Source organism: Demequina maris, assembly GCF_000971155.1.
In the GTDB taxonomy this organism is placed as follows: Bacteria; Actinomycetota; Actinomycetes; order Actinomycetales; family Demequinaceae; genus Demequina; species Demequina maris.
Genome location: NZ_BBLX01000012.1, coordinates 61,977 through 79,760, shown reverse-complemented (window position 1 = coordinate 79,760; position 17,784 = coordinate 61,977). Strand labels below are relative to the sequence as shown.

General features: G+C 72.4%; 14 protein-coding genes and 1 tRNA gene. 9 read left to right on the top strand and 6 right to left on the bottom strand.

Annotated elements, in window-relative coordinates; translation table 11 throughout:
* The first annotated feature begins 90 nt into the window (after nucleotides 1-90).
* Genes AOM02_RS12430 through AOM02_RS12410 form a run of 5 tightly spaced genes read left to right on the top strand, consistent with a single transcriptional unit; the run spans nucleotide 91 to nucleotide 6,298 of the window.
* A complete protein-coding gene (locus AOM02_RS12430; protein ID WP_062299682.1) occupies nucleotides 91-1,626 on the top strand; it encodes a sugar ABC transporter ATP-binding protein in 1,536 nt (511 codons plus the stop codon).
* Nucleotides 1,623-2,687, top strand: a complete 1,065-nt coding sequence (locus AOM02_RS12425) for an ABC transporter permease (RefSeq protein WP_062299679.1) — start codon at nucleotides 1,623-1,625, stop codon at nucleotides 2,685-2,687. Before AOM02_RS12430 ends, AOM02_RS12425 begins: the two co-directional genes overlap by 4 nt.
* Nucleotides 2,684-3,706 carry an ABC transporter permease subunit gene (locus AOM02_RS12420; RefSeq protein ID WP_062299677.1) on the top strand — a complete coding sequence of 341 codons (1,023 nt, stop codon included), beginning with the start codon at nucleotides 2,684-2,686 and terminating at the stop codon, nucleotides 3,704-3,706. Before AOM02_RS12425 ends, AOM02_RS12420 begins: the two co-directional genes overlap by 4 nt.
* 55 nt (nucleotides 3,707-3,761) lie before the next feature.
* A complete protein-coding gene (locus AOM02_RS12415; protein ID WP_062299675.1) occupies nucleotides 3,762-5,279 on the top strand; it encodes a sugar ABC transporter ATP-binding protein in 1,518 nt (505 codons plus the stop codon).
* A gap of 2 nt (nucleotides 5,280-5,281) precedes the next feature.
* Complete coding sequence (locus tag AOM02_RS12410) at nucleotides 5,282-6,298, top strand: LacI family DNA-binding transcriptional regulator (protein ID WP_062299673.1); 1,017 nt, start codon at nucleotides 5,282-5,284, stop codon at nucleotides 6,296-6,298.
* Between the two features lie 4 nt (nucleotides 6,299-6,302).
* Here AOM02_RS12410 and AOM02_RS12405 read toward each other — a convergent pair whose 3' ends face one another.
* The 3 genes from AOM02_RS12405 to AOM02_RS12395 form a co-directional block, all read right to left on the bottom strand.
* Nucleotides 6,303-7,412, bottom strand: coding sequence for an NADH:flavin oxidoreductase/NADH oxidase (locus AOM02_RS12405; protein WP_062299671.1), 1,110 nt, complete (start codon nucleotides 7,410-7,412; stop codon nucleotides 6,303-6,305).
* 106 nt (nucleotides 7,413-7,518) lie between these two features.
* Nucleotides 7,519-8,118 (bottom strand): TetR/AcrR family transcriptional regulator, encoded by a 600-nt coding sequence (locus tag AOM02_RS12400; RefSeq protein WP_062299669.1) that lies wholly within the window; start codon nucleotides 8,116-8,118, stop codon nucleotides 7,519-7,521.
* Nucleotides 8,119-8,127: 9 nt separating this feature from the next.
* Nucleotides 8,128-8,853 carry a TetR/AcrR family transcriptional regulator gene (locus AOM02_RS12395; protein ID WP_062299667.1) on the bottom strand — a complete coding sequence of 242 codons (726 nt, stop codon included), beginning with the start codon at nucleotides 8,851-8,853 and terminating at the stop codon, nucleotides 8,128-8,130.
* A 113-nt stretch (nucleotides 8,854-8,966) separates the two neighbouring features.
* On the opposite strand from AOM02_RS12395, the gene AOM02_RS12390 reads away from it, so the two are divergent.
* The gene (locus AOM02_RS12390; RefSeq protein WP_062299664.1) at nucleotides 8,967-9,659 is read left to right on the top strand and encodes a DUF4386 domain-containing protein; all 693 of its coding nucleotides are present in this window, start codon (nucleotides 8,967-8,969) and stop codon (nucleotides 9,657-9,659) included.
* 57 nt (nucleotides 9,660-9,716) lie between these two features.
* On the opposite strand, the gene pntB is transcribed toward AOM02_RS12390, so the two are convergent.
* Nucleotides 9,717-11,123: a Re/Si-specific NAD(P)(+) transhydrogenase subunit beta gene (gene pntB / locus AOM02_RS12385; RefSeq protein ID WP_062299662.1), complete on the bottom strand. Its 1,407-nt coding sequence runs from the start codon at nucleotides 11,121-11,123 to the stop codon at nucleotides 9,717-9,719.
* Nucleotides 11,123-12,682, bottom strand: coding sequence for a Re/Si-specific NAD(P)(+) transhydrogenase subunit alpha (locus tag AOM02_RS12380; protein ID WP_062299660.1), 1,560 nt, complete (start codon nucleotides 12,680-12,682; stop codon nucleotides 11,123-11,125). Before AOM02_RS12380 ends, pntB begins: the two co-directional genes overlap by 1 nt.
* A gap of 288 nt (nucleotides 12,683-12,970) precedes the next feature.
* Here AOM02_RS12380 and AOM02_RS12375 point away from each other — a divergent pair, with 288 nt between their 5' ends.
* Nucleotides 12,971-13,606 (top strand): SRPBCC family protein, encoded by a 636-nt coding sequence (locus tag AOM02_RS12375; RefSeq protein WP_228372637.1) that lies wholly within the window; start codon nucleotides 12,971-12,973, stop codon nucleotides 13,604-13,606.
* Between the two features lie 767 nt (nucleotides 13,607-14,373).
* Here the strand turns inward: AOM02_RS12375 and AOM02_RS12370 are convergent.
* Nucleotides 14,374-14,446 (bottom strand) — tRNA-Arg (locus tag AOM02_RS12370).
* Between the two features lie 165 nt (nucleotides 14,447-14,611).
* Here AOM02_RS12370 and AOM02_RS12365 point away from each other — a divergent pair.
* Both AOM02_RS12365 and AOM02_RS14535 read left to right on the top strand, forming a co-directional pair.
* Nucleotides 14,612-16,204 (top strand): dynamin family protein, encoded by a 1,593-nt coding sequence (locus tag AOM02_RS12365; protein WP_062299658.1) that lies wholly within the window; start codon nucleotides 14,612-14,614, stop codon nucleotides 16,202-16,204.
* Complete coding sequence (locus AOM02_RS14535) at nucleotides 16,201-17,688, top strand: GTPase (RefSeq protein WP_169746638.1); 1,488 nt, start codon at nucleotides 16,201-16,203, stop codon at nucleotides 17,686-17,688. Before AOM02_RS12365 ends, AOM02_RS14535 begins: the two co-directional genes overlap by 4 nt.
* Nucleotides 17,689-17,784: the final 96 nt, after the last annotated feature.

The window sequence follows — 17,784 nt, the reverse complement described above, 5'->3', positions numbered from 1 at the left end:
TTGCAGGGCAGGGACACCGTTCGGGGGGCCGGCGCCAGCCGGCTCCCCGGACGGGCCCCCGCGACAACCCGAGCCAGAAAGCTGCACACCATGCCTGCGGACAACGAGGTCCCCCCGATCGTCGAGATGCGCGGAATCACCATCCGCTTCCCCGGCGTGCTCGCCCTCGACAACGTCGACTTCACCCTCCGGCCCGGCGAGGTCCACTCCCTCATGGGGGAGAACGGCGCCGGCAAGTCCACCCTCATCAAGGCGCTCACCGGCGTCTACGCGATCGACTCCGGCACCATCACGGTGGCCGGGGAGCAGCGCACCTTCCACACCGCGGCCGACGCCCAGGAGGCGGGCATCTCGACGGTGTACCAGGAGGTCAACCTCTGCGCGAACCTCACGGTGGGCGAGAACGTCATGCTCGGCCACGAGCCCCGCAGGGCGGGCGGCATCGACTGGCGCGCCACCCAGCGGGAGGCCGCGCGCCACATGGAGAGCCTCGGCCTCGCCATCGACCCGCGCTCGATGCTCGCGAGCCACTCGATCGCGATCCAGCAGCTGGTCGCGATCATCCGCGCGATGGTCCTCGAGGCCAAGGTGCTGATCCTCGACGAGCCGACGTCCAGCCTGGACCGCGGCGAGGTCGACCAGCTCTTCGCCGTGATCCGGGACCTGCGCGCCAAGGGCGTCGCGATCCTGTTCGTGTCGCACTTCCTCGACCAGGTCTACGAGATCTCGGATCGCATCACGGTGCTGCGCAACGGCGCGCTCGTGGGCGAGCACCCCATCGAGGAGCTGCCGCGCGACGCGCTGGTCACCAAGATGATCGGCCGCGAGCTCGAGGACCTCGCCACGCTGGAGAAGTCCTCGCACCGCGCGATCGACCGCACCGGCACCCCGGTCGTCAAGGCCGAGGGCCTGGGCAAGCGCGGCGTGCTCGAGCCCGCCGACCTCGAGATCTACGAGGGCGAGGTCGTCGGCATCGCCGGACTGCTCGGCTCCGGGCGAACCGAGCTGGTGCGGCTCCTCTACGGCGCCGACCGCCCCGACGCGGGTCAGGTCGAGGTCCAGGGCGCGCCCGCGAAGGTGCACTCGCCCCGCCACGCGATCGACCACCGCATCTCGTTCTCGTCGGAGAACCGCCGCGAGGAGGGCGTGGTCGCGGACCTCACGGTCGCGGAGAACATCGTGCTCGGCATGCAGGCCCGGCAGGGCTGGATGCGCAAGGTGCCCAAGAAGGACCAGGACGCGGTGGTCGCCGAGTACATCGAGGCGCTCGGCGTCCGGCCGGCGAACCCGAACGCGCTCGTGGGCAACCTCTCCGGCGGCAACCAGCAGAAGGTGCTCCTCGCGCGATGGCTCGCGACGGCGCCCGAGCTGCTGATCCTCGACGAGCCCACGCGCGGCATCGACGTCGGTGCCAAGGCCGACATCCAGAAGAAGGTCTCCGAGCTGTCGTCTCAGGGACTCTCCGTCATCTTCATCTCCTCCGAGCTGGAGGAGGTGCTTCGATTGGCACAGCGGGTCGCGGTGATGCGTGACCGCAGGAAGATCGGCGAGCTCGACGCGACCCAGGTCGATCTCGACGGGCTCATCGACTACATCGCCAACGCCGGCGAAGGGAGCGCGGCATGAGGTCCATCTGGAGGCACCGGCTCTTCTGGCCGGTCGTGGCGCTGCTGACGCTCATCGCGGTCAACTCGATCGCGCGCCCCAACTTCATCAAGCTCAGGGTCCGCGACGGCGAGCTCTTCGGCGCGATCATCACGATCCTGCGCGACAGCGCGCCGCTCATGCTCGTGGCGCTCGGCATGACCATCGTCATCGCGACGCGCGGCATCGACCTGTCGGTGGGCGCGATCATGGCGGTCTCGGGCGCGGTCGCGCTGACGATCATCGACGGCTCCGACGACCCGGGCAACCTCGCGACGGTGCTCATCGCCGTGGTCGTGGCGATCCTCGTGTCGATGGTGCTCGGCGTGTGGAACGGCTTCCTGGTCTCGGTGCTCGGGATACAACCGATCATCGCGACGCTCGTGCTCATGCTCGCCGGCCGCGGCGTCGCGCTCCTCATCACCGGCGGGTTCATCACCACGGTCAACTCCGAGCCGTTCTCGTACATCGCGACCGGCTACCTGTTCGTGCTGCCGTTCGCGTTCTTCATCTCGGTGGCCGCGATCACGGTGATCGGCCTCGTCGAGCGCCGCACCGCGCTGGGCGTGCTCACCGAGGCCGTGGGCATCAACCCCGAGGCGAGCCGGCTCGCGGGCGTGCGGTCGCGCGGCATCATCTGGGGCGCGTACATCGTCAGCGGCACGCTCGCGGGCCTCGCGGGCATCCTCTACGCCTCGAACATCCGCGCCGCGGACGCGAACGCGGCAGGCGTCTTCATCGAGCTCTACGCGATCCTCGCGGTGGTGCTCGGCGGCACGTCGCTCAACGGCGGCAAGTTCTCCATCGCGGGCACCGTGATCGGCGTGCTCATCATCCAGACGCTCGACTCGACCATCCTCTTCCTGGGCGTCCCGTCCGCGCAGAGCCCCGTGTTCTTCGCGGTCGTCGTGGTCGTCGTGGTGGTGGTGCAGTCGCCGCGCATCAGGAACGCGTTGGGGAGGATGTCCCGCTCACGGAAGCCGAAGGCGGCCGTGGCCGCGGCCGTGGTCGAGGACAAGCAGAAGGCTGAGGTGGGGCGATGACCGCGATGGCGACCCGGACCGAGTCCCGGGAGTCGGGCCCCTCGTTCCTCCAGACGTTCGTGAGCCGGCACGGCAGCATGATGCCGACGTTCGCGGCGGTGGCGATCCTGCTGGTGCTGTTCGTCGGGGCGGAGATCTTCCTGCGTGGCGACTTCATCACCCCGCGCAACATCTCGGCGCTGCTGCTCGACAACGCCTACCTCCTGGTGCTCGCGGTCGGCATGACGTTCGTGATCCTCACGGGCGGCATCGACCTCTCCGTCGGCTCGGTGATGGCGTTCTCCGGCATCCTCGGCGCGAAGCTGCTCGCGGAGGGCGTGCCCGCGTTCGTCGCGGTGCCCGCGATGCTGCTCGGCGGCGCCGCGATCGGCCTCATGATCGGCATCCTCGTCCAGTACTTCAACGTGCAGCCGTTCATCGCATCGCTCGCGGGCCTGTTCCTGGGACGCGGCCTCGCGTACGTGGTGAGCCTGTCCTCGATCAAGGTGGAGGAGCCCGGGATCCTGTGGCTCCAGTCCACCCGCATCCGGCTGGGCGACTGGTACATCACGCCCACGGGCCTCATCGCGCTGGGCGCGGTCGCGGTCGCCGCGTTCGTGCTCCACCTCACGCGGTTCGGGCGCACCATCTACGCGATCGGCGGCAGCGAGCAGTCGGCGCGCCTGATGGGCCTCAAGGTGGCCCGGGCGAAGGTGATGGCCTACGTCATCAGCGGCCTGTGCGGCGGCCTCGCCGGCCTGGTGCTCACCGCCTACTCGGGCGCCGGCTATCCGCGCAACGGCATCGGCACCGAGCTCGACGCGATCGCCGCCGTCGTCATCGGCGGCACGATCCTCACCGGCGGCCGCGGCTACGTCATCGGATCGATGATCGGCGTGTTCGTGTACGGCACCATCAAGACGATCATCTCGTTCATGGGCGCCGAGCAGTCCTGGATGCAGATCATCGTCGGCGCGCTGCTGCTGCTCTTCATCGTGGTGCAGAGGGCCATCGTGGCCCGATCGGAGGGTCGACGTTAGCGGTCTGCCAGCCGCGTCGACCGTCGCACCTCGTCCCTGCCCTGATAATGGGGCGGTGGACGAGGTGCGGCCGTTGCTGGAGCTCACCGGCGCGACGGTGCGCTTCGGTGCCGATGCCGCGCTGGACCGCGTCGACTTCCGGCTGTTCCCCGGCGAGGTGCACTCGCTCATGGGCGAGAACGGCGCCGGCAAGTCGACGCTGATCAAGGCGATCACCGGCGCGCTGCCGCTCGACGAGGGGGAGCTGCGCCTCGAGGGCGACCACGTGGCCTTCGCGAGCCCCCACGAGGCGCAGGCGGCGGGCATCAGCACCGTCTACCAGGAGATCGAGGTGCTGCCCAACCTGTCCGTGGCGGAGAACATCTGCCTCGGGCGCGAGCCGCGCCGCGGCGGGGTCATCAGCACGCGGCTCATGCAGGCGCGGGCGCGCGAGATCCTGCTCGACCTGGGGCTCGACATCGACCCGGCGTCGATGCTCGGCCAGCACTCGGTCGCCGTCCAGCAGCTCGTCGCCATCGCGCGCGCGATCTCCACCGACGTGCGGATCCTGGTCCTCGACGAGCCGACCTCGAGCCTCGACCTGGACGAGGTCGGCGAGCTGTTCCGCGTCATCCGTGACCTCAAGTCCCGCGGCGTCGCGATCCTGTTCGTGTCGCACTTCCTCGACCAGGTCTACGAGATCTGCGACCGCGTCACGGTGCTGCGCGACGGCGCGTTCGTGGGGGAGTACCTCACGACCGAGCTGCTGCGCATCGACCTCGTGCAGAAGATGCTCGGCCGCGACGTGGCCGACCTCAAGGAGCGCGACCACCCGGACGATGCGGGGCCCGAGGCCGCGGTCGTCCTGCGGGCGCGCGGCGTCACCGCGCGGCACGGCATCGCCGACGCCGACGTCGACCTGGGCGAGGGCGAGGTGCTCGGCGTCGCGGGCCTGCTCGGCTCCGGTCGCACCTCCCTCGCGCGCGCCCTCACCGGCGTCACGCGCACCGACGCGGGCACCATCAGCGTCGAGGGCGAGGACGTCCACCTGGACTCGCCGCGCCGCGGGATGGCGCTGGGCATCGTCTACTCGTCCGAGGACCGCCGCCGCGACGGCATCGTCGCGGAGCTGAGCGTGCTCGACAACATCACGCTCGCGCTGCAGTCCGAGCGCGGCGTGCTCCGGCAGATCCCCGCCGCGCGGCGCCGCGAGCTCGCGGCGAGCTGGGTCGAGGCGCTCGACATCCGCCCGCCGGACCTCGACCGGCCCGCGGGCACGCTCTCCGGCGGCAACCAGCAGAAGGTGCTGCTCGCGCGGCTGCTCGCGCTGTCCCCGCGCGTGCTCGTGCTCGACGAGCCCACGCGCGGCATCGACGTCGGCGCGAAGGTCGAGATCCAGAACCTCGTGGGCGAGCTCGCCGACAACGGCATGTCGGTGATCTTCATCTCCGCCGAGCTGGAGGAGGTGCTGCGCGTCGGCGACCGCGTCGCCGTGGTCCGCGACGGCCGCATCGTCCGCACGGCGCCGGCCGGGCTCCTCACCGCCGACTCGCTGCTCGCGCTCGTCGCGCAGCCCGACGAGGACGGCGAGTAGGCATGCCGGAGGACAAGGGCGCGAAAGCCGCGAACATCTTCGACGTCGCGCGGCTCGCGGGCGTCTCGCACCAGACCGTGTCGCGCGTGCTCAACGGCATGCCGAACGTGCGGCCCGCGACCAAGGAGCGGGTCGAGAAGGCGATCGCGCAGCTGCACTACAGCCCGTCGCCCGCGGCGCGCGCGCTGGTGACGCGGCGCACCCGCACCATCGGCCTCCTCACCCCGACGGTCACCGACCACGGCCCCGCGGCCGTGGCGATGCACATCAACATCGCGGCGCGGGAGGCGCGCTACAGCGTCGACGCGGTGAGCGCCCCCGAGGACGACCCCGCGGTGGTGCGCGCGAGCATCGAGGGGCTGCTGCGGCAGCGCGTCGACGCGATCGTCGTGGTGGTCGCGCAGGCGGCCGCCCTCGAGGTCGTGCGGGGCCTCGACCTCGGCATCCCCGTGGTCGCCGCGGCGTCGACGCCGCATCGTGACCCGCGCATCGTCTCCATCGACCAGTACCGGGGCGCGCGCGCCGCGGTGCGCCACCTCGCCGAGCTCGGCCACACGCGGATCCTCCACCTCGCGGGCCCGAGCGACGCGCCGGATGCGGCGGAGCGGGAGCGCGGCTGGCGCGACGAGCTCGCCGCGCGACGCCTCGAGGTGGTCGAGCCGGCGGTCGGCGACTGGTCCGCCGCGAGCGGCTACCGGCTCGGCGCGGAGCTGGACGTCGAGCCCGGCCAGGCGATCTTCGTGGCGAACGACCAGATGTCGATCGGGCTGCTGTCGGCCCTGCGCGGGCGCGGGCTGCGGGTGCCGGAGGACGTGAGCGTCGTGGGCTTCGACGACATCCCGGAGGCGGGCTACCTCTACCCGCCGCTCACCACGATGCGTCAGGACTTCGAGGCGCTCGGGCGGCTCGTCATGCACAAGGTGCTGGTCGCGCTCGAGGAGCACACCGCGGACACCGCGGACACGCCGATCCCGACGCAGCTCGTGGTGCGGGGATCGACGCGCGCGGTCGACGCGTAGCGGCTCAGGCCTCCGCGGCGACGAGCTCCGGGCGGCCCGTGAAGGATGCGCGGCGGTACTGCGGCGGCCAGTAGTCGATCTCGGCGCCCAGCTCGTGCGCCGCGCGCAGCGGCAGGTGCGGGTCGCGCATGAACTCGCGGCCCACGAACACGGCGTCGGCCTGGCCGGAGGAGACGATGGCCTCGGCCTGGCGTGCGTCCACGATCTGGCCCACCGCGGTGGCGGCGATGCCCGAGCGCTCGCGGATCGCGGTCGCGTGCGGCACCTGGTAGCCCGGGGCGACCGGGATGCGGGCGTCGGGGACGAGGCCGCCGGTGGACGTGTCGACGAGGTCCGCGCCGGCCTCGCGCAGCCACTGCGCGACGGTCACGGTGTCGTCGAGCGTCCAGCCCTCGGGCTCGCGCCAGTCGGTCGCGGAGACACGGACGAAGACGGGGACGTCGGGGCCCGCCACCTCGCGGACGCGCCGCACCACGTGGAGCAGCAGCCGCGCGCGGCCGACGAGGCTGCCGCCCCAGCGGTCCTCGCGGGTGTTCGACAGGGGGGAGAGGAACTGGTGGAGGAGGTAGCCGTGCGCGGCGTGCACCTCGAGCACGTCGAAGCCGGCCTCGAGCGAGCGGCGTGCCGCCTCGGCGAACGCGTCGACCACGGCGGCGATGCCGTCCTCGTCGAGGGCGACGGGCTCGGCGTAGCCGCCGAAGGCGATCGCGGACGGCGCCACCGTGGTCCAGCCGCCCTCGCTCGCGGGGACGGTGCCCGAGCCGGTCCACTCGCGGTACGTCGAGGCCTTGCGGCCGGCGTGCGCGAGCTGGACCGCGGCGAGCGCGCCCTGGCCGTGGATGAAGCGGACGATGCGCGCCCACGCGTCACGCTGCGCGTCGTCCCAGATGCCCGTGTCCCACGGGGAGATGCGGCCCTCGGGGAGCACCGCCGTCGCCTCGGCCATCACGAGCCCGGCGCCGCCGCGCGCGAACGAGCCCAGGTGCACGAGGTGCCAGTCGCCGGGCACGCCGTCCTGCTCCTCGCACGAGTACTGGCACAGCGGGCTCACCCACAGGCGGTTGCGCGCCTCGACGGCGCGGAGGGGCAGGGGCGAGAACAGTGCTGACGTCATGCGCTTCCTTCGACGGGGGGACCGGTCCCATGATGACGGGTGCCGGTGAGGGGAGGAACACCCGGAGGTCCCGGGGGATTCCTGCACGCGGTGCGGTACGGGCGGCTCAGGCGCGCGCGACCGCGAACCACATCGGCGGGATGAGCGACAGGAGCGCGTCCACCGCCTCCGCGGGATCGTGCGGAGGCGCGGAGTTGAGCCACGCGCGCAGGGCGCCCGCGGTGCCCTGGCCCACGAACGCGGCGGCCATCGCGACCCGCGTCGCCTCCGGCCCCACCTCGGGCGCGCCGTGCGACCGCGCGAGCGCGCCGAGGCTCACCTCGACGTGGTTGGCGAGCAGCGTCGCGAGCACCGAGCCGCGCGGGTCGTCCGCGGCGGTGAGGCCCTGCCGGTAGACCGCCTGGTGCGCGAGCACGTGGTCGACGAGCGTGAGCTCGGACGAGCGCCAGATCTGCTCGACGTCGACCGGGCCGTTCGCGACCCGGCCGAGGAAGTCGCCGCGGATCTCGTCGAGCTCCCGCTCGAGCACCTGCGCGAGCAGCGCGGCGGGCGAGGTCGCGTGGTTGTAGAACGTCGCCCGGGTGACGCCGGCGAGGCGCGCCACCTCCGTCACGGACACCCGCTCGATCGGGCGGTCCGCGGCCAGCGCGAGGACCGCGTCGGCCAGCGCGTCGGCGCTCCGAGCGAACCGCGGATCGGTGGTCACGGGCCCAGCCTAGCCCTCCGCACCTGCGGCGACGCCCTCCCACGGCGTCCAGCCGCGTGCGTCCAGCGCCTCGGTCCCGTCCAGGATGAGGTCGAGCGCGAACGCGAACTCGAAGTCGTCGTCGCAACCGGCGCCCACGGTGGTGTCCGGGTCGTGGCCCGCGCTCATCGCGGACTCGAGCACCGCGGGCCACCGCGCCGCCATCGCGGCCATCACGGCGGCGATCTCGTCGGGGTCGGTGGGCGGCGGCCCGGAGGCGCCGACCTCCTGGGTGAAGCCCCAGATGCGGCTGCCGAGCGCGTGCATCGCGTGGTGCGTGAGCTGCGGCGAGACGCCGCCGCCGCGCAGGATGCGCAGCATCGCCTCCATGTGGTCGAGCATCGCCGGCGTGGGGGCGGGCCGGGTCTCGAGCGCGCGCCACGCCCACGGGTGGCGCTGGAGCGCGCGCCGGGTGTCGAGCACGCGGGTGCGGGCGGCGGCCTTCCACCCGGCGCCCGGCTCATCCGGCGGGGGCGGGACCTCGGCGAGCACCGTCTCGACCATCCCGTCGAGCAGCGCCTCCTTGTCGCGGACGTGCTTGTACAGCGCCATCGGCACCACGCCGAGCCGGTCCGCGAGGGTCCGCATGCTCAGCCCGTCGAACCCGGCCTCGTCGGCGAGCGCCACGGCCTCCTCGAGCACGCGCTCGCGGGTGAGCCGCGGACGTCGGCCTGCGGGGTGCTCGGGCTCGGGCATCGGATCTCCTCGTCGTGATCTCTTGACGGTGTACGTCATACACCTTACTGTGAACGCGTTATAGGTGTACGCCGTACACCTCGCGTTCACCGCAGCTTCGAAGGGGGAGCCCCATGCACACCGATCGCCGCCTCGCCGCCCTCGCCGGCGCCCTGTACCTCGTCACCCACGTCACGTCCGTCGGCGCCGTGATCCTCTACGGCCCGATGGTCACCGACGACGCTTGGCTCGCCGGCACCGACCCCGGCACGCCGCAGCTCGTCGGCGCGCTGCTCGACGTCGCACTCGCCGTCGCCGCGCTCGGCACGGGGCTGTTCCTGTTCCCGCTGCTGCGACGCCACGCGCGGGTGGGCTCGCTGTCCTACGTGACCCTGCGCGGGCTCGAGGCCGGCGTCATCCTCATCGGCGCGACCGCCGTGGTCGCCCTGGTCGCGCTGCGTGACGCGGGGGAGGCGGCCGGCGCCGCCGGGCTCGCGCTGCGCGAGCTGTACTCGGGCACGTTCCTCGTGGGCGCGGGCCTCGTGGTCGGCGTCCACACCGTGGTGCTCGCGTCGGTGCTGTGGCGCCTGCGCGCGGTGCCGCGCTGGATCCCGGCGGTCGGCATCGCGGGCGCGGTGCTCGTGACCGCGTCCAACCTCACCGTGATGTTCGGCCTCCAGGGCGAGGTCACGACCGCGCGCTCGGTCGCCGCCATCCCGATCTTCGTCTGGGAGATCAGCCTCGCGATCACCCTGCTGGCGCGCGGGCTGCGCCTGCCGGCCGAGGCGCCCGCCGCATCGTCCTCCCGCGAGGCCGTCGCGGCCTGAACGCGCACGAGGGCCCGATTCCCGTACTACGGGAATCGGGCCCTCGCGGTGTAGGAGCTAGACCGCGGCGCCGTCGCGCGAGCGCAGCTCCGTGAGGATCGCCTCGACCTGCGTCTTCGCGTCGCCGAACAACATCGCCGAGTTGTCGCGGAAGAACAGCGGGTTCTGGACGCCCGCGTAGCCCGTGGCCATCGAGCGCTTGAAGACGATGCACTGGCCCGCCTTCCACACCTCGAGCACCGGCATGCCGGCGAGCGGCGAGCCCGGGTCCTCGAGCGCGGACGGGTTGACCACGTCGTTGGCGCCGATGACGAGGACCACGTCGGTCTCGGGGAAGTCCTCGTTGATCTCGTCCATCTCGAGCACGATGTCGTACGGCACCTTCGCCTCGGCGAGCAGCACGTTCATGTGGCCGGGCAGGCGGCCGGCGACCGGGTGGACGCCGAAGCGCACCGTGACGCCCTGGTGGCGCAGCGTCGAGACGAGGTCCGCGACGGGGTACTGCGCCTTTGCGACGGCCATGCCGTAGCCGGGCACGATGACCACGGACGATGCGCCGGCGAGGAGCGAGGCGACCTCGGGGGCCTTGACCTCGCGGTGCTCGCCCTGCGGGCCCTCGGACGCGGTGGTGCCGCCCTCGGTGCCGAAGCCGCCGAGGATCACGGACAGGAACGCGCGGTTCATGGCCTTGCACATGAGGTAGGAGAGGATCGCACCGGACGAGCCGACGAGCGCGCCGGTGACGATGAGCAGGTCGTTGCTCAGCATGAGGCCCGCCGCGGCGGCCGCCCAGCCGGAGTACGAGTTGAGCATCGACACCACGACGGGCATGTCGCCGCCGCCGATCGCCGCCACCAGGTGGAAGCCCAGCAGCAGCGCGATCGCGGTCATGATCGCGAGCGGCACGATGCTGTCGCTGGCGAGGTACCAGGCGAGGAGCCCCGCGCTCGCGACGAGCGCGCCCAGGTTGAGCCAGTTGCGGCCGGGCAGCGTGAGCGGGCGGGACTTCATGCGCGCCGACAGCTTGAGGTACGCGACGATCGACCCGGTGAGCGTGACCGCGCCGATGAGGATGCCGAGGAAGACCTCGATCTGGTGGACCGGGTCGGCCTCCTCGGTGAGGTGCGAGTTGAAGCCCACGAGCACCGCGGCGGCGCCGACGAAGCTGTGCAGCATCGCGATGAGCTCGGGCATCTGCGTCATCTCGACGGTGCGGGCGCGCCACGTGCCGATCGAGGCGCCGATCGCGAAGACCATCGCGATGAGCAGGGCCGTGACGAGCACGGGGCGCTCGGACTGGTCGAGCGAGAGGACCACGGTCGCGGCGAGCGCGAGGCCCATGCCGACCATGCCGAGGATGTTGCCGCGGCGTGCGGTCTCCTCCTTGGCCAGGCCCGCGAGGGACAGGACGAACAGCACGGCGGCGACGACGTAGGTCGCCTGGGCGAGCGAGGTGAGGGTCATCATGCGTCCTTCCGGAACATGCCGAGCATCCTGTAGGTCACCAGGAAGCCACCGAAGATGTTGATGCTGGCCACGGCCGCGGCGATGAACGCGAGCGTCGACACCACCGCGTCGTCCGAGCCGATCTGCAGGAGCGCGCCGACGAGGATGATGCCGGAGATCGCGTTCGTCTGGGACATCAGCGGCGTGTGCAGCGAGTGCTTGACGTTCGAGATCACGTAGAAGCCGACGATGACCGCGAGGGCGAAGACGGTGAGGTGCTGCACCGTCGCGGAGTCCGCGAAGGAGAGCAGCACGAGCGCGGCGACCGCGCCGGCGCCGTAGAGCCAGTTGCGGCGCCTGGCCTTGCGCGCGGCGGCCTCGGCCTCGGCGCGCGCCTTCTCCGCGAGCTCCTCCTCGGTGGGGCCCTGCGCCGCGGCGGGCGCGGGCGCCGCGGAGACCGACACGGGCGGCGGCGGCCACATGATCTCGCCGGCGTGCGCGACGGTCATGCCGCGCTGGACCGGGTCCTCGAGGTCGAGGACCAGGACGCCGTCCTTGCCCGGCGTCAGCAGCTCCATGAGGTGCACGATGTTGGTGCCGAACAGCGTCGACGTGTGGCGCGGCATGCGGCTCGTGAGGTCGGTGTAGCCCACGATCGTCACGCCGTTGTCCGAGACGACGGTCTCGCCCGGGACGGTGAGCTCGCAGTTGCCGCCGCCCGAGGCGGCGAGGTCGACGATGACCGAGCCAGGCCGCATGCCCGCGACCACGTGCGCCGTGATCGTCGTGGGGGCGGTGCCGCGCACGAGCGCGGTGGTGATGACGACGTCGGCCTTGGCGGCCTCCGCTGCGTACACCCGCATCGCGGCGGCCTGCTGCTCCTCGGTGAGGGGCTTCGCGTAGCCGTCCGCGCTGATCTCCTGCTGCGCCTCGGGCGCGTGGACGAACGTGCCGCCCATCGACTCGATCTGCTCGGCGACCTCGGGGCGGACGTCGAAGGCCCGGACCTGGGCGCCGAGCGAGCTGGCGGCGCCGATCGCGGCGAGGCCCGCGACGCCGGCGCCGATGATGAACACGGTGGCGGGGGCGGTCTTGCCGGCGGCGGTCACCTGGCCGGTGAACATGCCGCCGTACTGCTCGGCGGCCTCGATCACGGCCCGGTAGCCGGCGACGTTCGAGAGGGTGGAGAGGACGTCGATGGCCTGCGCGCGGGAGACGCGGGGGACGGCGTCGAGGGCCAGGGCGGTGGCGTCGCGCTCGTTGAGGGCCGCGAGCAGCTCGGGGTTCGACTGCGGCGACATCATCGACACGACGGTCGTGTTCTCGCGCAGGCCCCACACCTGCTCCTGCGTGGGCGCGTTGACGCACGTGACGACGTCCGCGCTCCACGCGGCCTCGGTGTCGACGAGCGTCGCGCCCGAGGCCTCGTACTGCTCGTCGAGGAAGCTCGCGGAGGTGCCCGCACCCTTCTCGACGTCGACCTGGTAGCCCAGCTTGATGAGCTGGGCCACGGAGGCGGGGCTCGCGGCGACCAGCCGCTCGCCCGCTCGCGTCTCCGCGGGGACTCCTATGCGCATCGTCCATCCCGTCCCGCGCATCCCGGCGGCGGCCGCGACGCACGTGTCTCGGTCGACCCGCGGAAGGACTGTCGCCGACACGGGCTGCGGGTCGAGCTCGTGATTGCCTCCTCGCAGGCTAGTGGACGGCATCGGTCCTGATCTGGGACCTGTGCACGGTTATGGTCCCGGATTCCTGCGCAGCGACGATGCGGTGGCGGCGGCGCGGGAGCATGATGAGCGGGAGGGCAGGGGGTCGCCGTGGGGGCTGGAGGTCGTCGAGGGTCGCGTCCGCCCGGCGTCGGCATCGTGCCGGCGCTCGAGGGCGCCGGGCTCATCGCGCTGCACCTCGCCGCCACGCCGCTCGCCGGTGACGGGCGGCTGCACTGGGGCACGGTCGGCACCGAGGCGGCCGATGCGCTGCCGGGCGACGACCTCGTGCCGGACCCGAGGTGGGCGTACACCCTGGGCGTCGACGTCGCCGCCCCGCCAGCGGCGGTGTGGCCGTGGATCGCGCAGATCGGTCAGGGCCGCGGCGGCTTCTACTCCTACCAGTCACTCGAGAACCTGCTCGGGTGCCGCATCGTCAACACGACGGAGGTGCTGCCCGAGCATCAGCACCCGGTCGTCGGCGACGAGATCCGCCTGCATCCGGAGGCGCCGCCGATGCGGGTCGCGGTCGTCGACCCGCCTCGCGCGCTCGTGCTCGTCGGTGCGCCGGCCGACGTCGGCGGCGAGCAGGGCGGGGGAGCGGCGACCTGGCAGTTCGTCGTCCGGGAGGCCCCGGGCGGCGGGAGCCGGCTGCTCACCCGCGGCCGGTACGACTACTCGGACGACTGGGGGAGCCGGCTCGCGTTCGGGCGCTTCCCGCTCGAGGCGATCGCGTTCGTGATGAGCCGCCGGATGATGCGCGAGATCGCGAGGCTCGCGGAGGGCGGGGCCTGAGGGCGCCCCCGGCTGGATTCGAACCAGCGACCTGCGGATTAGAAGTGCCCAGCAATAGACCCGGCCCATTCCGGGCGCTGCGAATGGCTCGTCACGCCTCGTCCTGTCCGTTCCGGAGCACGATTCCCGAGCAGCCCCGTCGGTTCCGGTGACATGTGAGGGCTGTCTCGTCCTAGTCGCGTGCACACAGCGTGCACACAGCCGTGTTCCTCAGGCGGTCAGCATGCCAGGAGTCTCTCAAGCGCTGCGACGCTGGCTGCGTCCCATGGCCAGAAAGCCATCACTCGGGCGTCTCGGCTGCCTGATCGGAGTCGGAGCGTGCGCAACCAAGCGCCGGGGAGAAGGTGTATGTCGCGAGCTTCCTCCCAGATGACTTCTACAGGAAGCTCAAGTTCTTCGCGACGAACTCGGGCGAATGGCACCCAACTACTGCATTCAACGATTAGGCGACCTTCGTCGACTTCTATAGTCGCCCACGGCCGACGACCGCTCGCCATTCCGAGCAGCCGGACGACCATGCCGATTCCGTAGATGCCAACCAGTATGAAAGCCACGTTTCGGACCCTCGTCGCCGTATCGTCTACGAAGATCCAACCGTAGTTTGGATCCGCCATGGAGAAACCAGACCACGCGATGATTCCCGTGAGCACGAGGAATGCGCCAGCGAATCCCAGCCTCGGGCGCAAACCGCCCCCAAATGTCGTCCGCAACTCGACCGCGGCACAGGAAGAACCCACGTCCACCATTTCCATCTGATGAATCACCGGCGCCCCCGGCTGGATTCGAACCAGCGACCTGCGGATTAGAAGTCCGATGCTCTATCCACTGAGCTACGGGGGCCGGCGGCCGGAGCCGCGCACCTAGGTTACCGGCGGCGGCACGCGCGCCCCGCGCATCGTCCCGTTGCCGGCCGGGCGCGTGAGCGGGGCGACGCGTGCCCGTGCCGCCTGGTAAGTGACCTCCGCGCTAACCTGTTCGCATGTTGAGGATCGGGTGCGTCGTCGCATGAGCATGCGACCCATCAAGACGTGGTCGTATCCCGGCAACCTTCTGGATGCCCTGGTCGACACCCGGCGCGTGGTCGCCGGCGTGCAGCTGCCCCTCCCCGTCGCCGGCGTCGAGGACGCGCGCGCGACCATCCAGCGGATGCTCGACCAGCTCGACCACCACCTCATCCCGCGCGTGCGCGAGGAGGCCTCGCCCGCGATCGTGGTGGTCGCCGGCTCGACCGGCGCCGGCAAGTCGACCGTGGTGAACGCGCTGGTAGGCGAGCAGCTGACCCCGTCGGGCGTGCTGCGTCCCACCACGCGCGTGCCGCACCTCTTCCACCACCCGCTGGACACCCCGGTGCTGTCCGACGTCGCCAAGCGCGCCAAGGTCATCGCGACCGAGGCGGTGCCGCGCGGGCTCGCGCTCGTCGACTCTCCCGACCTCGACTCCATCAGCGGCGAGAACCGCGAGATCGCCCATCTGATGATGGAGGCCGCGGACCTGTGGATCTTCGTCACGACCGCCGCCCGCTACGGCGACGCGGTGCCTTGGGAGGCGCTGCGCGCCGGCGCGGATCGTGGCGCGTCCATCGCAGTCGTGCTCAACCGCGTCACGGTCGACGTGGCCGCTCAGGTGCGCCGCGAGCTGGTCGACCGGCTCGCCGAGGAGCACCTCGAGACCCTCCCGCTGTTCGTCATCCCCGAGGCGCCCAACCGCCAGTCGATCGTCCCGCGCGACGTCGTCGGCGGCCTCGGCCGCTGGCTGGACTCCGTCGCCGCCGCGTCCGCCACCACCATCGTCGAACGCACGCTCCACGGCGCCGCCGAGTCGCTCAAGGAGTGGCTCGAGACGCTCGCCGAGGCGATGGACGACCAGTCCGCCGCCGCGAAGGACGTCCGCGGCGAGGTGCGGCGCGCCGCGGCCCAGGTGTCGCACGAGGGCGGCGAGCGCTGGTGGGAGACCATCGCCACCGGCGCGCTCACCGCCCGCTGGCAGCAGGCCACGGCGGACGGCGGAGCGCTGTTCAAGCTGCGCAACAGCATGTGGGTGCGCCGCGGCGCCGCCCGGGAGCAGCGCGACGAGGTGTTGCACGCGATCTACCGCGACCTGCTCGAGGCGGTCGAGTCGCGCCTGGTCTTCGCCGCATCGTCCGTCGCCGAGGCGATGGAGGACGCGCTGCGGCGCGCCGACACCGGCGTGGGGCCGTGGCTCGCGGAGCGGCGCGACCCGCGCGACGCGCGGCAGGCGCGGGAGCGTCAGGCCGCGGACGCGTCGCGGCGGTGGGTGCACCGCTGCCAGGAGATCGTGCTCGAGCTGCCCGGCGTCGACAACGGCATCCAGGTGATCGGCGAGCCGGGCCTCACGACGGCCCTCGCGAGCGCCGCGCTCGGCATCGAGGAGGCGCGCACGGTGCTGATGATCCTCACGTCGCCGCAGGCCGTCGGCGCGGCGGTCGACGCGGCGCGCGAGGAGCTCGACGGCGCGCGCCGTCACTGCGTGAACCGCGAGTCGCTCGACATGATGCGGCCCACCGACATCCCGTCCCTCATGCCGGACTCGTCCGCGAAGATCCGCCTGCGCCGCGCGGAGCTGAGGGGGCTGCTGTGAGCGTGAGCTTCGAGGACCTGCCCCCGCACGACGAGACCACGGTGCTGCGCGAGCGCGTCGAGCGGCTCCGCTCGTCGCTCGACTGGGCGCGCGAGGCCATCCCCACGCCCATCCGCGACGAGCTGCACGCGGCCGTCGACCGCTGCGACGAGCGCCTCCACCTGGGAATCGACTGGACGGTCGTGGCGCTCGCGGGCGGCACCGGCTCCGGCAAGTCGACCCTCTTCAACGCCATCACGGGCGTGGACTTCGCGGTGCCGGGCGTCGCCCGCCCGACGACCTCCGACGTGAGCGCCGCCGTGTGGGGCCCCGAGCGCGCCGATGCGCTGCTCGACTGGCTCGGCGTGGCGCGCGACCGCCGGCTGCGGCGCTTCGACGCCATGGGCACCATGCCGGATCCCGCGCTCGCGGGCCTCGTGCTGCTCGACCTGCCCGACCATGACTCGGTGAACCCGCACAACCGTGAGGTGGTCGACCGCATCGTGCCGCAGGTCGACCTGCTGCTGTGGGTGGTCGACCCGCAGAAGTACGCGGACAACGCGATCCACGAGGGCTACCTCCGACAGACGTCCGTGACGGGCCAGCCGTCGCTGATGGTGCTCAACCATGTCGACCGGCTCACCACCGAGGAGGGCTGGGAGGTCGCGCGCGACCTCCAGCGCCTGCTCGCTCTCGACGGCATGCACTCGGTGCCCGTCATGCCGGTGAGCGCCCGCACGGGCCAGGGAGTCGACGTGCTGCGCGCCGAGCTCGAGGGCGCCGTGCAGGCGCGATCGGTCGCGGCCGAGGCGGTCGCCGCGGACCTGGTCGCCGCCGGCCGCACGCTGGAGCGCGCGCTCGCGCGCGACGCCGAGCCGGTGCTGCCCGACGTGTCCGAGCTGGTCGCCGCGCTCGCGGCCGCCGCCGGCGTCGATGCGCGCGCCGAGGCCGCCGCGGCCGTCGTCGCGGGCCGCTCGTCCTCGGTGCCGGCGCAGGAGCCGATGCGCCTCGAGGTGGTCGACCGCGAGCGGCTGGACTGGATCGACGCGGCCTCCGAGGGCCTGCCGGTGCAGTGGCGGATCGTCATCGGCGAGGCCGTCGCGCCCGCGGACGAGCTCACCGCTGCCGTCGACGAGGCGCTCGCCGCCGTCACCTGGCCGGAGGCGCGCCACGCGTCCTTCGGGCGCCGCCGGTCCGGGGCGAGCGCGATGGAGAAGGAGATGCTGCGGCTGGGCCGGGAGGCCGTGCACGCGGCGATCGAGCCCGGCATCGTGCGGCCGACCCAGCTCATCCACCAGGCGTACCGCAACCTCGACGAGCTCACGGTGATCGCGCGCGCATCCGCGCCCGAGGGCGCGGGCGAGCCCGTGGAGCCGGACGTCGAGCCGGAGACCGTGGTGCCCGAGGTGGTCGAGGTCGAGGACGAGCCCCTGCCCGCCGACATCTGGGCGCCGGTCCACCAGGACCGCCACGAGCGGCACGACCGCCACCTGCACGACGGCTGAGCGCGCCGCGCGGCCGATGTCCCCGGCCGCGTCGCCGCGTGCCGGCGTCCCCTGATCCACGCAGGACCGCGCGACGTCCACCCGACCGCTCGCACC